Here is a 13469-nt window from a genome sequence, read left to right on the forward strand (position 1 = left end):
ATAGCAATTCTTTTAATCAATAGTTGGTTTACTTCAGCGGTAGAGATGCTTCGGCTTTGCTCAGCATGACGTTCGGATACCAGCCAGATTACGCCTAACTCCGCCCCCGCCGCACCGGAAAAAACAGCAGCTGCACAATCAACAGCGCCAGCCCGGTAAAGAGTGCGCTCACCATTATTTTTCCCAGCGTGAGGCCGATGTGGCGGAAGCTGCCCAACTCCAGGATGAAGAATGTGGCGTGGTGTAGCAGCACCAGCAGCGTGAGGTACACGCCGAACCACTGCCAGCCCATCTGGTGCACGTTCACGGCGTCGGCCGAATCGTAGCCATCGCGCGGGGTGAGCAGGCGCAGCACCCACGGCCGCAGGAAGCCCAGCAGCACCGCCGCCGCCGCGTGCAGCCCGCCGGTGTCGTAGAAAATATCCATCGTCACCCCCATCGCGAAGCTCAGCAGCAGCTGCACCACGATGGGGGTGCGCAGCGGCAAAAACAACAAGAAGCCCAAATAGAAAAAGCACCAGCCCAAATCAAACAGCACCAGCCGGCTGATGAGCATCACGTGCAGGCCCGCGTAGAGCGCGAAACGCAGGATTTGAACGAATAGAAACCGCAGGCCACTCATTTGCGCTTCCCTCCTTCCGGCAGCATGCCCGCGTGCGCTTCCACGGTGTCGCGCTCGGCTTTGGGCCGGCTCGTCACCACGTACACGTAGGTTAGATTCGAGAAATTGACGCCCAGCCGCACCCGAATGGTCCAGAAATTCTTGTCCGGCTCCTTCACGAATGAGTCGATGGTACCGATGAAAATGCCTTCCGGAAAAATGGCGTTGTAGCCCGACGTCACCACCGTGTCGCCTTTCACCAGCTTGGTTTCACGCAGCACGTTGTCGAGCAAGGCGTGGGTGGGGTCGTCGCCCTGCCAGCGGATGGTACCGAAGGTGCCGTCGCGCTTGATTTTAGAGGCAATAGTGGTTTTGGAATGCAGCAGGCTAGCCACCGTGGCGTAATGCTCCGTCACGGCCTGCACGCGGCCGGCCACGCCGCCCGCCGCCACTACGCCCAGGCCCCGCTGCACGCCGTTGGCCGTGCCCACGTTCAGGGTGAAGAAGTTGTCCACATTACTGAGGCGGTTGTTGATAACCCGGGCCGCAATCAGGGGATAACTCGGGTCGCGGGCCGGCAGGCGCTGCTGGCCCAGCAACAGGGTATCGGGGCGGCTGGCGGGGCGCTGGTAGCGCACCAGTCGGAGCGAGTCGGTGCGGGCCGGCGGAATGGCCACCGAGTCGGCCTCGCGCCGGGCCGTATCGGGTGGGTAGAGTTGCTGGCGCAGGGCCGCATTTTCGGCAGCCAACTGCTGGTTCATTTCGGCCAGATGGAAATAGTCCGTTATCTGCGTGCGCCGTTCCAGCACCACGCCCGCATAGGAATTAGCCGAATTAAAAAACGCCGCTCGCTGGTATGAATTATTGGTAACAAATAAATAGAGGCTAATTATTTCTAACAAGCCAAATACCAGCGCCCCGCGAAAGCGAAATAGGAAAAGAAATAAATTCCGCACGGGTGGTAATTAATTATTTAAAAAGAACCACCAGTAAAAGAACGTCATGCTGAGCGCAGCCGAAGCATCTCTACCGCGCCGCCTGTCATGCTGACGAAGGAAGCATCTTTTCATCGTCGAACTGTTCGTTCTAACTTGATAAGATGTTTCGCTACGCTCAACATGACAAGCGGGGCAGTAGGAATGCTTCGACTGCGCTCAGCATGACGTGCTGGTGTTTTCGTTCTGGAGTTACGTCAACAGCACGCCTTTAAAGGCCTGAATGTCCTTGATGGCCTTGCCGGTTCCGCGCACTACAGCGCGCAACGGGTCTTCAGCGATGTGGATGGGCAGCTTGGTTTTAGCCGCGAGGCGCTTGTCGAGGCCGCGCAACAGCGCGCCGCCGCCGGTGAGATGAATACCGTTTTCGTAAATATCGGCCGAGAGTTCGGGTGGCGATATTTCGAGCGCTTTCAATACGGCTTCTTCGATTTTGGCCACCGATTTATCGAGGGCAATGGCAATTTCCGAGAACGTTACTTTGATAACTTTCGGAATACCGGTCATCAAATCGCGGCCGCGCACTTCGTGGTCGGGCGGCGGCACGTCGAGTTCGGTGAGGGCGGCGCCTACTTCGATTTTGATGCGCTCGGCCGACCGCTCGCCGATGAGCAGGTTGTGCTGGCGGCGCATGTAGTCGAGGATGTCCTGGTTGAAGACATCACCGGCCGTTTTAATTGACTGGTCACACACGATGCCGGAGAGGGCGATAACGGCAATTTCGGTGGTGCCGCCTCCGATGTCGATAATCATCGAGCCCACGGGCTGCTCCACGTCGATGCCGATGCCGATGGCGGCGGCCATGGGCTCCTGAATCATCCAAACTTCCTTGGCGCCGGCGTGCTCGGCAGAGTCACGCACGGCGCGTTTTTCTACTTCGGTGATGCCCGAGGGGATGCAGATGACCATGCGGTGCGAGGGCTGAAACAGCCGCGTGCGCGTGTCAATCATCTTAATCATGCCCTTAATCATTTCCTCGGCGGCGTGGAAATCGGCAATTACCCCGTCCTTCAGCGGGCGGATGGTGCGAATGTTGTCGTGCGTTTTCTCGTGCATCTGCTGGGCCTGGCGGCCCACGGCGATGACTTTATTGGTGGTGCGGTCTTTGGCGATGATGCTCGGCTCATCCACCACGATTTTGTCGTTGTGGATGATGAGCGTATTGGCCGTGCCCAGGTCGATGGCGATGTCGCTGGTCAGGAAATTAAAGAAACCCATTGAGATATATGCAATAAGGCGGAGCTTGGGCCGGAGCCGAAGCAAAATAATGGGCAAAGGTACGGAAGGTTTGGGCGGGGTTGGTGAACGGGATTATGGGATTCTGCCAAGGAACCTGCCTTGCCCGCCAGGCAGGCTAAACCAGTCATTGCGAGTGAAACGCGGCGGAACGCGGCAATCCGTTCTCTATTGCGACCAGCCCTTAATTGTGATAAAGTCTCCTTTTTAAAGCAAAAGCCCCGGCACTTTTGCAAGGCCGGGGCTTTTATTTAAGCTTGGTCACATTATGAGGTTGGTCGCTGAGAACAGGACGGATTCCCACGGGCTGCGGCCTCGCAATGACAAACGGGATGTTTCTTAGTGCTTGAAGTGCCGCACGCCCGTCAGCACCATGGCCATGCCCAACTCGTCGCAAGCCTTAATGCTGTCGGCATCCTTAATGGAGCCGCCGGGCTGCACCACGGCGCGAATGCCGGCGGCGCCGGCAATTTCCACGCAGTCGGGGAAGGGGAAGAAGGCGTCGGAGGCCATCACGCAGCCGTGCAGGTCGAAGCCGAAGGCGCGGGCCTTCTCAATGGCTTGGCGTAGCGCATCGACGCGCGAGGTCTGGCCCACGCCGGAGGCCAGCAGTTGGCCGGCGCGCGCTAGTACGATGGTGTTGCTCTTGGTATGCTTGCAGATTTTGGCGGCGAAAACGAGGGCTTCGGTTTCCTCGGCCGTAGGTGCCGACTGGGTGACGGTGCGGAAATCAGCCGCGGTTTCGGTCTGCCGGTCGGCGTCCTGCTCAATGATGCCGTTGAGCAGGGTTTTCACCTGCTTCTTCGGAAATTCGACCGGCTTTTGCAGCAGCAGAATGCGGTTTTTCTTGCTTTGCAGCACGGGCAGGGCATCAGCGGCGAAGCCGGGCGCAATCAGCACTTCAAAAAACAACTGGTTCAGCTCGGCTGCGGTGGCCGCGTCCACTTCCTTGTTCACGATGATGACGCCGCCGAAAGCGGACGTCGGGTCGCAGCTCAAGGCGTTCACGTAGGCGTCGCGGAGCGTGGCGGCCTGGGCCACACCGCAGGCGTTGGTGTGCTTGAGAATGGCGCAGGCGGGCGCGCCGTCGTTGAACTCGGCCATGAGTGCCACGGCGGCGTCCACGTCCACCAGGTTGTTGTAACTCAGCTGCTTGCCGTGCAGCTGGTCGAACAGCGCCGACAGGTCGCCGTAGAAGGTGCCGGCTTGGTGGGGGTTCTCGCCGTAGCGCAGGGGCGTGGCGGGCTGGGCGCTGAGGCGCAGGGCGGCGCCAGCTACGGCGGTATCCTGGCTCACGTATTTAAAAATCTCGGTGTCGTAGTGCGAGGTGGTGGCGAAGGCGGCGGCGGCGTAGTGGCGGCGGTCTTCGAGGTCGGTGGCGCCGTTTTTGACGGTCAGCAGTTCGGTCACGGCCGCGTACTGGTCGCGGCTGCTGACGACCAGCACGTCGCGGAAGTTTTTGGCGGCGGCGCGCAGCAGCGAAATGCCGCCGATGTCGATTTTTTCGATGACGTCCTGCTCTTCGGCGCCGCTGGCTACGGTTTCTTCAAACGGGTAGAGGTCGACCACCACCAAATCGATGGGCGGGATGCCGTGCTGCTCGGCCTGGGCCAGGTCGCCGGCTTCGTGGCGGCGGTGCAGAATACCGCCGAATACCTTGGGATGGAGCGTTTTCACACGGCCGCCGAACACCTCGGGGAAACCGGTGAGGTCTTCCACGGCGGTTACTTCGGCGCCTTCGTCTTCCAGAAATTTCTGGGTGCCGCCCGTGGAGTAGAGCGTCACGCCGTGCTGCCGCAGCACCTGCACCAGGGGCGCCAGCCGGTCTTTGTGGTACACGGAAAGAAGGGCGGCGCGAATGGGGCGAGACGACATAATAAGGTTGTTTTTGCAGGAAAAAGCACAGCACTATTGCCGCCGCAAAGGTACGCCCCCACCCCGGCGGCTTTCCAAAAGCATTGTTACCGAATTGTTAGCAGCACCCTCAGCCGTCGGCGGCAAGGCCGAACGGGCCGAACACTGCGGCCGCTTATGAAGTATAGAAACCCTCTCCTTCCTTCAGCCCATACCGAGTGCTGGCTCCAATTTCGCGCTGGTATTCCCACCCCAATTTCCTTTGATTACAACTGATACACCGGCCCCAACGGCCTTAACCAACCCAGCCGAGGCGGAAGCCTCTGCCGCCCAACTGGCGCCGCGTCTGTTTGCCCAAGCCGCCGAAACCGATGTAGAAAGCGGCTTTCCCACCCAGGAATTTGACTGGCTGCGGGAGGCGGGCCTGCTCACGGCTGCCTTGCCCATCACGTTGGGCGGGGCCGGGCTCGATGCCCCGGCGGCCACGCTGCCGCTGTTGCGCGTGCTTCAGCACATCGGGCGGGGTAACCTAGCGGTGGGGCGCGTGTACGAAGGCCACGTGAATGCACTGCTGCTCATTCAGCAACTGGGCACGGCCGAGCAAGTGACGCGCTACGCCGCCGATACCCGCGCCGGTCGGCTATTTGGCGTTTGGAATACCGAAATTCCGGCTGATGGCGTGCGGCTCGAAGCGTTACCCAACGGGCGTTACCGCCTGCGTGGGGCCAAAACGTTTGCTTCGGGCGCCGGGCATCTGGCGCGCCCGCTCATCACCGGAGCCTTGCCTGATGGGCAGGGCTGGCAGCTGTTTGTGCTGCCCGCTGATAGCCAGCCGCCGGTGCTGGACCGCTCCTTCTGGCGGCCGCTGGGCATGCGGGCCACCGCCAGCTTCCGGGCCGATTTGACTGGGCTCGAAATCGGGCCGGATGACCTCATTGGCCCGCCCGATGCGTATTACCGCCAGCCGGCTTTCAGCGGTGGGGCTATTCGGTTTGCCGCGGTGCAGCTGGGCGGGGCCGAGGCCGTTTTCGACGAAACCTGCCGCTTCCTGCGCGGCCTGGGCCGCATCGACGACCCTTACCAGCGCCAGCGCTTGGGCGAAATGAGCATTGCCTTGGAAAGTGGCCGCCAGTGGCTGCGCGGGGCCGCCGAGCACGCCGCCCGCCCTAGCGCCGCGGCCGAGGCCGAAGCCACCGTGGCCTACGCCAACATGACGCGCACGGCCATTGAAACCATCTGTCTCGACATGCTGCGCCTAGCTGAGCGGTGCGTGGGCGCCCGCGGCCTGCTCCAGCCCCTTCCCTTCGAGCGCCTGCACCGCGACCTCACCCACTACCTGCGCCAGCCCGCGCCCGACGGCGCGCTGGCCGACGTGGGCCGCTTCGTGCTCGAAGGCAAGGCATTTTAGTTGCTGGTTTCTCCTGGTCAGTTGTCCAAATTTTTCCTTTCCAGTTTTGCTTCCTTTCGATTCTTACCCGGTGCGACCGGACGGCTTTGCGGCTACGCTGGGCCCCACGGTGGTAGTAGCGCCCCACCCCGACGACGAGGCGCTGGGCTGCGGCGGCCTGTTGGCCCTGCTGCGGCAGCAAGACCAGCCGGTAGCGGCCGTGCTGGTGAGCGACGGCACGATGTCGCACCCGAATTCGCAGTTGTTTTCGCCCCAAGCCCGACAGGCGGTGCGGGAAGCCGAATTTCGACACGCCCTCACCCTCCTGGGACTTGATGAGACGGAGCCGCTGCTGCTGGCCCTACCCGATAGCCGCGTGCCCGACTCGGCCGCCGAACCCGGCTTTGCCACTGCAGCAACTCGGCTACGGGAGTTTCTGCAGCAGCACGCCGCCGCCACTGTGCTGGTGCCCTGGCGGCGCGACCCGCACCCCGACCACCGCGCTACGGGCCGGCTGGTAGCGGCCGCGCTGGCCGGAATGGACCAGCCACCGCACCGGCTCGAATACGTGGTGTGGGCCTGGGAGCGCGCCGCCCCCGACGACCTGCCCATACCAGTTGATAATGTACAGGGTTTCCGGCTGAATATAGAAGCCGGGCTACCACAGAAACTGCGGGCCATTGCGGCGCACCGCTCGCAGGTGGCGCCGGGCGTATTCACCGATGATGCTGACGGTTTTTTATTATCCACAGAAATGCTGGCGCACTTCGCCACGCCGTATGAAGTTTTTTTTGAAGCCGTAGCCCCATGAACGAGAACCAGCCCAACACCCTGCCGCCGGAGTACTTCGACCACGTGTACCAAGCCAACCGCGACCCGTGGAATTTTGAAACCAGCCCCTACGAGCGCGAGAAATACGCCGCCACGCTGGCCGCTCTGCCACGTCCGCATTACGCCGAAGTGTTTGAAATCGGCTGCTCACTGGGCGTGCTCACGGCGCAGCTGGCGCCGCGTTGCGGCCACCTGCTGGCTGTCGATGTAAGTGACGCCGCGCTGGCCCAGGCCCGCGCCCGTTGCGCCGAATTGCCGCAGGTGGAAATTCGCCGGATGGAGGTGCCCAACGAGTTTCCTAGCCAGAATTTTGATTTGATTTTGTTGTCGGAAGTCGGTTACTATTGGTCGCCGGCCGACCTGGCCCGGGCCGCCGACAAGCTCATTGCCGGCCTGCAGCCCGGCGGCCATCTCCTGCTGGTGCACTGGACGCCGCTGGTGCACGACTACCCACTCACGGGCGACGACGTGCACGCGTTTTTTCTGGCTAAGGCCACGGAGGCCGGCCCCTTGCGGCACCTCACCAGCCAGCACCACGAAAAATACCGGCTCGACCTGCTGGAAAAGCGCTAAGCGGCTACTACGGACCGTCCCTCCGCCACCAGGTGGCTCTGGATAAGCCGCGGCAATAGCAGCAAGGCCCGCGACAACGGCACCGGAGCAACGGCCAGCGCGGGGCTGTGTGCCAACGCCCACTCCCAAAGCACGCCGAAGGTGGGTGCCTGCCGCAGCTGAAGCAGCACCACGCTTTCGGGCAATGCCAGGCGGGTGACCAGCGCAGCGGTTTCGGCGCCCGCACAGCCGCTCCAGCAGGCGCGCAACTGGCGGCGCAACTGCCAGCGTCGCGTCAGCTGCACGGGATTATCGACGTGCGGCTCGCGCTGCTGCTGGCTCATTTTCAACCACTCGCTTAGCTGCCACGAGAGGCCTACCTCGACGCGGCCCTGGCGGCGGGCGGAGGTGAGAACCTGCACCCTGGGGCTGTGGCGCAGTTTCAAATCGTGCCGCCGCAGGGCCTGGCAGAGGGCTTCATCTTCCAGAAATCGGACTTCGGGCAAGCCGCCTACCTGCCGGTAGGCGCGGGCGGTAAGGGCCAAACTGGCCCCAAAATGCTGATGATGGCGCGGCCACGGGTCGGTGGGCATGGGGTCGAGCAGGCCCTCCAGCCGGGCGCAGAGTAGGTGATAGGCGGCATCGGCGGTTTGAATGCGGCGAAGCGGGTGTAACGCCGGGCCGCCCATTTCGGTGAGGATGCGGCCGCCCACAGCATCGGCACCGGCCGCTATTTCAGCCTGAATGGCGGCCAGCCAAGTGGGCGCCACGCGGGTGTCGGCGTCGGTGCTGGCGATGATGCCGTGGCGGCGGCTCACCTGTTCCAACCGGGCGCAGGCTTCGTCCATGAGCAGGCGGCGGGCCCGGCCTACGTGGGCTTTGGCGGCGGGCAGGCACAGCTCGGCCACGTGCAACACCAAATTTGGAAAACGCCGCGCCTGCCTACGCACCAAAGCCGCCGTGTGGTCAGTGCAATTGTTGGCCAGTACAATCACCTCGAAACTACCCGCCGGCCAGGGCTGGCCGTGCCAATCAACCTGCGCGGCCAGCGCCGCCAGTGTGGCGGGCAGGTTGGCCACTTCGTCCTTCGCCGGGATGATGACGCTGATGCGCAATGCGGGGTGGGGCAGCGGCAGCTGCTGGTGCAGCAGGCGCGCGCTGTGGCCCCGAAGTGGCAGTGGGAACAGCCAGTCGGCCGCTTGGGTGGGGTCGGTAGCCGTGGCCTCGCCAGCGGCGAGGAAACGGGCGGGCGTAGCGTGGTCCATTGAACCGGTGTACGCCGGCTTTTCCGAAAGGATAAGGCCCAGCTTAGCGTTATCATGAGGTGGCTCAGCCACTGAGCAGGATTAGCTACTCATTATAAATGCCTTACCTCATGCCAAACGCGGCGCTTATTGGAACTTGTTTTTTGCATAATAATCTCCCTTGGCAGCGCAACAATTCAAGCCCACAGCTCGAAGTATAATGCACAAAAAAAGCCCTCCTCGAATCGTCGAGAAGGGCTTTCTATACTTCTATACTATTGAAGCTTCTAGAAGGCTTCGCCGATGGCAAATAAAATACCCGGCGAGCTGCCCGAGCCAGCGGCGTAGTCGAGGCGCAGATTCACCCGGTCGCGGCGGATAAAGTTGAAGCGAATACCGGCACCGCCGGCGTACTTCGTGTCGTTCAGGGCAAATTTGTCGATGTAGTTGTTTACGTTGCCGACGCCGCCAAACACGGCCCCATCAAACCGGCTCAACACGCTGCCGCCGTTGGGAAACAACTTATGCCGAATTTCGGCCTGAAACATCACCATCTGGCGGTCGCGGTAGCGCTGCTCGTAGATGCCGCGCAGCAGGTTGGCGTTGTCATAGAGCACGCCACCCAGGTTGGCCCCGATGCCGGCCAACTCCCGGAACGGCACGTCGCCGGTGTGGAACTGCCCCAGAAACTGCAGCGCCAGAATGGTACGGTTGGAACCGACGGGCTGGAAGTGACGCGCATCGAGCTGGTAGCGCACGAAGCGGTAATCCGAACCCAGGCCAGTGCCGTTGAACATCACGCTGGCGTCGAGCAGGTCGCCTTTAAAGGCAGCCAGCGGCACGTCGCGCGTGTCGAGGGTCAGCACCGGGCCCAGGCCCGAAATGCGCGTGTTCTGGCGCTCACGCTCGGTAAGGCGCGGGTCGCGGTACACGAAGCTGGTCTGGCTGCCGTCCACGGTTTTGCCGTCAAACTTCAGGTCGCTGATGCTGGTGTAGCGGTACTGCGCGCCAAAAAACAGCTTGGGCGCAATCTGCTTTTGAATGCGCTGGTTGATGATAAAGAGCTTGTAGGCCGTGGGCGACTCGTCGGAAGTGGCCGTGTTTGGGCCCTTGCCGTAGTAATACAGCAGAATGTCGTAGGCACTGATTTCACCGTTGAGGTAGAATTTCTCGCCCGGCGTGTACACCGTGTGCACCAGCTGCAGCAGCGACTGGCCCTTGGTGGTTGTCCAGTACTGGAGGCGGGCATTGGATGGCCGGGTGAGGGTATCGCTGGAAAACCGGCCGCTGAGCAACGCGCCCAATCCGTAGCCCAGGCCGGTTTCGGCCTGGTAAAACAGCACCGGAATGGGCAGCAGGCTAAGGTTGCCGTTCTTGCCCAACTGGCCAAACGACTTGGTGCCCATGGCCTGCGCCGGAGCCCGAGTGGCCAGCGGCGCCAGGCCGGAACCGGGAGCAGTGTAAACGGAGTCGGGAGGAGCGGCCGGCTGAGCGGCGGCGGTGAAAGCCAGCCCGGTCAGAAGCAGGGCTGCGAGAGAAAAGCGCATGGGAGCAGCGGGTGAATAACGGATGAATTGCCCTATCAACGGATTCCGGCGCGCTACGGTTGGAACCCGGCCCATTGTCCTGCTTATTCTTCTACCCGCAACCGCTTCAGCACCTTGCCTTGACCGATGTGCTCGGCCACCAGTTCGGCGGCGTCGGCGGGGCGCACGTTGCCGTACACGGTTCCCTCGGGATACACGATGAGGGCGGCGCCAGGGCCTTTTTTACAGTCGCGGCACAGGTCGAGGCAGTCGCAGGTTTGCACCTGGGTGCGCTGTTTGTGGCCGTCAACCACCTGCTTTTTCAGGCCTTGGTGCTTTAGCTCTTTTTTCAGAGCTTTAGCCACGTCCTCCCCTACCCCGGATTTTTGGTTGGTGCAGACGAAGAGGCGGCGGGAGGTGCTCATGGGGAAGAGGGAAATTTGAATAGAAAAGAACGTCATGCTGAGCGCAGCCGAAGCATCTCTACTGCTGTAGTAATCCTTTCGATTGGGGTAGTGTTGCGGTAGAGATGCTTCGGCTACGCTCAGCATGACGTTCCAATGCGTTCCGTTAAGACTACCGCCTACAGCGGGCCGTGCCAGTGCCGGTTTTGCAGCTTATACGCGGCCAGTTCGCGGTTCGACCACAGGGTTTGGTATATCTGCTGGTCGCGCAGGAGCTGGGGGTCTTTTTCCATAAAGCCGAGCAGCTCCTGTAGCAATTCGGCCGCCTCTTCTTTCAGGAAGTAGTACATCCAGTTGTCGAGCCGCCGCACGTTCACCAAACCTGCATTCTTCAAGTACGATAATTGCCGGCTGGTTTTGGTTTGGGTGAAATCGAGCACCTGCTCTAGGTCGGCCACCACCATTTCCCGGTTGCGCCACAGCAAATGCAGGATGCGGACGCGGCTTTCGTCGCCCAACGATTTAAAAAGTTGTTGCCCAAAAGCAACCGTGAAATGTTTCAAGCGCATCTGCTGTCTGGATGAAGGGACGGGCGCCCCGTGTTCTTCCGCCCAAAGTTACCGTCGGCCCCGCCCCCGCAGCCGTATATTTGTCTACTTGACTCCCGAACATGCCTGATTTCTTGCGCTTTCGTCGCTTTTCCCTCTTTTTTGCCGTGGCCCTGCTGGGTACGCTGCTGCTGGCGGCTCCGTCGGCGCACGCGCAGGGCAAGCGCAAAATCATTCAGTTTACCGGCATTGTGGCCACCGGCGACAGCCTGCTGGGCGTGCCCGGTGCCACCATTTACGTGCCCAAGGCCGGGCGCGGCACCTCGTCCAACGTCTACGGCTACTTCTCGATGGCTGTGCTGGCCGGCGACAGTATCGTCATTCGCTCGCTGGGCTACGCCAACTACACCGTCGTCATTCCGCCCGACTACCAGCGCCAGAGCTACTCCGTGGTCATTTCGCTGGTGGAAGATGCTACCATGCTGGGCGAGGTCCGGGTGTTTCCTTACACCACCGAGCGCGACTTCAAGAAGGCGTTTCTGGCCCTGCGCCTGCCCACCGAGAAAGGCAGCGCCGCTGCCGACAACCTGAACCAGGAGCTGATGGCGCGCATTTTCCGCACCCAGCCCATGGGCGCGGTGGCCAACTTCCGCCAAACCATGCAGAACCAGCAGTACAACCAGGATGTGCGCGCTGGCTTCGGCCCCAGCACCTACGCCAACAACCCGCTACTCAACCCCTTCAGCTGGCTGAAGCTGGTACAGCAGGTGAAAAACGGCGAGTTCAAGAAAAAATATAACGACGACTAATGCCTGGTTGGCAGCGGGGCGGCAGAAATAAAAGGCCAACTTCTGCCCAACATTTGGGGTAAAGCATGGGTTATTACCCGGCTTTATTTCAATTACATGGACACGAATCTTCCCGCTTCGGCGCACCCGCGCGTGGTTATCATCGGCTGCGGTTTTGGGGGCCTGCGCCTGGCCAAAGCCCTGCGCAAGGCGCCGGTGCAGGTGGTGGTCATCGACCGCAACAACTACCACAACTTCCAGCCGCTGCTCTACCAGGTAGCCACTGGCGCGCTGGAGGCCGACAGCATTGCGTATCCGATTCGGAAGATTTTTGCGGGCCAGAAGAACTTCTTCTACCGCATGGCCGACGTGCACCGTGTGGACCCGGCCTCGAACACGGTGATTACCAGCGTGGGCGATATCCGCTACGACTACTTAGTGCTGGCCACGGGCTCGCTCACCAATTTCTTCGGGCTGGAGAGCATTGAACGCAACGCCATGCAAATCAAGAGCATTCCGAATGCCCTGAACCTGCGCAGCTTCATTTTCCAGAATTTCGAGAAAGCCCTCCTCACCGAAAATCCGGAGGAGCGGCAGGCCCTGCTCAACATTGTAGTAGTGGGCGGCGGGCCTACCGGCGTGGAAATCAGCGGCTCGCTGGCCGAAATGCGCAAGCACGTGCTGCCCAAAGACTATCCGGAGCTGGACCTGCAACACATGCAGATTTTTCTGGTTGAAGCCGGGCCGGCGCTGCTCGGGCCCATGTCGCCGGCCTCGCAGGCCGACGCCAAGCGCTACCTCGACGAGCTGGGCGTGAAGGTGATGCTGAACACGTCCATCAAAAATTTTGAAGACAACCGGGCTTACTATTCTGATACCGATTTCATTGCCACCGAAAACCTGGTGTGGGCCGCCGGCGTGAACGGCGCCGAAGTGCCCGGCCTACCCGCCGATGCCGTGACGCGCAACAAGCGCATCACCGTGAACCGCTGGAACCAGGTGCAAGGCCTGAGCAACGTTTTCGCCATCGGCGACGTGGCCAACATGGTGACCGACGACATGCCCCGCGGCCTGCCCATGCTGGCGCCCGTGGCCCAGCAGCACGCCGACCATCTGGCCGAGAACCTGCAGCGCATCCTGCGCGGCGAAAAGCCCACGGATTTCGTGTACAACAACAAGGGCTCAATGGCCATTGTGAGCCGAAACAAGGCCGTGGTCGACCTGCCCAGGAACGTGCATTTTAATGGCTTCTTCGGCTGGGCCACCTGGCTTTTCGTGCACCTGATGACGCTGGTGGGCTTCCGCAATAAGGTAGTGGCCTTCATCGACTGGGCCTTCAGCTACTTCAGCACTGACCAGGCCCTGCGCCTCATTATCCGGCCCTTCAGCCGGCGCGATGTGAAGGACGACAAAGGCAAGAAGAGTGCCGAGCACCGCACCGCCACGCCCGAGTATAATCCCACGCCACCGGCCATTCAAACGCCGGTGTAGGGCAGCCGATTA

Annotated in this window: 13 protein-coding genes; 5 read left to right on the forward strand and 8 right to left on the reverse strand. The window is 61.4% G+C overall.

Annotation, left to right across the window (positions count from 1 at the left end; translation table 11 throughout):
• Nucleotides 1-94: 94 nt before the first annotated feature.
• From Q4S41_RS18700 to purH, 4 genes are all read right to left on the reverse strand, one after another.
• Nucleotides 95-622 carry a hypothetical protein gene (locus tag Q4S41_RS18700; RefSeq protein WP_305032656.1) on the reverse strand — a complete coding sequence of 176 codons (528 nt, stop codon included), beginning with the start codon at nucleotides 620-622 and terminating at the stop codon, nucleotides 95-97.
• Nucleotides 619-1557 (reverse strand): rod shape-determining protein MreC, encoded by a 939-nt coding sequence (gene mreC, locus Q4S41_RS18705; RefSeq protein WP_305032657.1) that lies wholly within the window; start codon nucleotides 1555-1557, stop codon nucleotides 619-621. Before mreC ends, Q4S41_RS18700 begins: the two co-directional genes overlap by 4 nt.
• A 231-nt stretch (nucleotides 1558-1788) precedes the next feature.
• The gene (locus Q4S41_RS18710; protein WP_046244199.1) at nucleotides 1789-2814 is read right to left on the reverse strand and encodes a rod shape-determining protein; all 1026 of its coding nucleotides are present in this window, start codon (nucleotides 2812-2814) and stop codon (nucleotides 1789-1791) included.
• Between the two features lie 357 nt (nucleotides 2815-3171).
• Nucleotides 3172-4707 (reverse strand): bifunctional phosphoribosylaminoimidazolecarboxamide formyltransferase/IMP cyclohydrolase, encoded by a 1536-nt coding sequence (gene purH / locus Q4S41_RS18715; RefSeq protein ID WP_305032658.1) that lies wholly within the window; start codon nucleotides 4705-4707, stop codon nucleotides 3172-3174.
• A 241-nt stretch (nucleotides 4708-4948) separates the two neighbouring features.
• On the opposite strand from purH, the gene Q4S41_RS18720 reads away from it, so the two are divergent.
• From Q4S41_RS18720 to Q4S41_RS18730, 3 genes are read left to right on the forward strand one after another with little or no spacing between them, the layout of a single operon-like run.
• Nucleotides 4949-6094, forward strand: coding sequence for an acyl-CoA dehydrogenase family protein (locus tag Q4S41_RS18720; RefSeq protein ID WP_305032659.1), 1146 nt, complete (start codon nucleotides 4949-4951; stop codon nucleotides 6092-6094).
• Between the two features lie 46 nt (nucleotides 6095-6140).
• The gene (locus Q4S41_RS18725; protein ID WP_305032660.1) at nucleotides 6141-6884 is read left to right on the forward strand and encodes a PIG-L deacetylase family protein; all 744 of its coding nucleotides are present in this window, start codon (nucleotides 6141-6143) and stop codon (nucleotides 6882-6884) included.
• Nucleotides 6881-7477 (forward strand): class I SAM-dependent DNA methyltransferase, encoded by a 597-nt coding sequence (locus tag Q4S41_RS18730; protein ID WP_305032661.1) that lies wholly within the window; start codon nucleotides 6881-6883, stop codon nucleotides 7475-7477. Before Q4S41_RS18725 ends, Q4S41_RS18730 begins: the two co-directional genes overlap by 4 nt.
• Here Q4S41_RS18730 and Q4S41_RS18735 read toward each other — a convergent pair.
• The 4 genes from Q4S41_RS18735 to Q4S41_RS18750 form a co-directional block, all read right to left on the reverse strand.
• A complete protein-coding gene (locus Q4S41_RS18735) occupies nucleotides 7474-8721 on the reverse strand; it encodes a glycosyltransferase (RefSeq protein WP_305032662.1) in 1248 nt (415 codons plus the stop codon). The two genes, Q4S41_RS18730 and Q4S41_RS18735, sit on opposite strands and share 4 nt — an antisense overlap.
• 266 nt (nucleotides 8722-8987) lie before the next feature.
• Nucleotides 8988-10247: a BamA/TamA family outer membrane protein gene (locus tag Q4S41_RS18740; RefSeq protein ID WP_305032663.1), complete on the reverse strand. Its 1260-nt coding sequence runs from the start codon at nucleotides 10245-10247 to the stop codon at nucleotides 8988-8990.
• Between the two features lie 83 nt (nucleotides 10248-10330).
• Nucleotides 10331-10651: a (2Fe-2S) ferredoxin domain-containing protein gene (locus Q4S41_RS18745; RefSeq protein ID WP_305032664.1), complete on the reverse strand. Its 321-nt coding sequence runs from the start codon at nucleotides 10649-10651 to the stop codon at nucleotides 10331-10333.
• 158 nt (nucleotides 10652-10809) lie between these two features.
• Nucleotides 10810-11199, reverse strand: coding sequence for an ArsR/SmtB family transcription factor (locus Q4S41_RS18750; protein ID WP_305032665.1), 390 nt, complete (start codon nucleotides 11197-11199; stop codon nucleotides 10810-10812).
• Between the two features lie 101 nt (nucleotides 11200-11300).
• Here Q4S41_RS18750 and Q4S41_RS18755 point away from each other — a divergent pair, with 101 nt between their 5' ends.
• Together Q4S41_RS18755 and Q4S41_RS18760 are read left to right on the forward strand one after the other, a co-directional pair.
• Entirely contained in the window at nucleotides 11301-11987 is a 687-nt protein-coding gene (locus Q4S41_RS18755) for a carboxypeptidase-like regulatory domain-containing protein (protein WP_305032666.1), read from the forward strand.
• A 96-nt stretch (nucleotides 11988-12083) separates the two neighbouring features.
• Nucleotides 12084-13457, forward strand: coding sequence for an NAD(P)/FAD-dependent oxidoreductase (locus Q4S41_RS18760; RefSeq protein ID WP_305032667.1), 1374 nt, complete (start codon nucleotides 12084-12086; stop codon nucleotides 13455-13457).
• The last annotated feature ends 12 nt before the right edge of the window (nucleotides 13458-13469 follow it).

This window comes from Hymenobacter convexus, from assembly GCF_030580955.1.
Lineage (GTDB): Bacteria > Bacteroidota > Bacteroidia > Cytophagales > Hymenobacteraceae > Hymenobacter.

Excerpts from the sequence above, each read along its gene's own strand:
- Q4S41_RS18730 (WP_305032661.1), top strand. The coding sequence starts at position 6,881 with ATGAACGAGAACCAGCCCAACACCCTGCCGCCGGAGTACTTCGACCAC.
- Q4S41_RS18745 (WP_305032664.1), bottom strand. The coding sequence starts at position 10,651 with ATGAGCACCTCCCGCCGCCTCTTCGTCTGCACCAACCAAAAATCCGGG.
- Q4S41_RS18740 (WP_305032663.1), bottom strand. The coding sequence starts at position 10,247 with ATGCGCTTTTCTCTCGCAGCCCTGCTTCTGACCGGGCTGGCTTTCACC.
- purH (WP_305032658.1), bottom strand. The coding sequence starts at position 4,707 with ATGTCGTCTCGCCCCATTCGCGCCGCCCTTCTTTCCGTGTACCACAAA.
- Q4S41_RS18750 (WP_305032665.1), bottom strand. The coding sequence starts at position 11,199 with ATGCGCTTGAAACATTTCACGGTTGCTTTTGGGCAACAACTTTTTAAA.
- Q4S41_RS18760 (WP_305032667.1), top strand. The coding sequence starts at position 12,084 with ATGGACACGAATCTTCCCGCTTCGGCGCACCCGCGCGTGGTTATCATC.
- Q4S41_RS18755 (WP_305032666.1), top strand. The coding sequence starts at position 11,301 with ATGCCTGATTTCTTGCGCTTTCGTCGCTTTTCCCTCTTTTTTGCCGTG.
- Q4S41_RS18710 (WP_046244199.1), bottom strand. The coding sequence starts at position 2,814 with ATGGGTTTCTTTAATTTCCTGACCAGCGACATCGCCATCGACCTGGGC.
- Q4S41_RS18700 (WP_305032656.1), bottom strand. The coding sequence starts at position 622 with ATGAGTGGCCTGCGGTTTCTATTCGTTCAAATCCTGCGTTTCGCGCTC.
- Q4S41_RS18735 (WP_305032662.1), bottom strand. The coding sequence starts at position 8,721 with ATGGACCACGCTACGCCCGCCCGTTTCCTCGCCGCTGGCGAGGCCACG.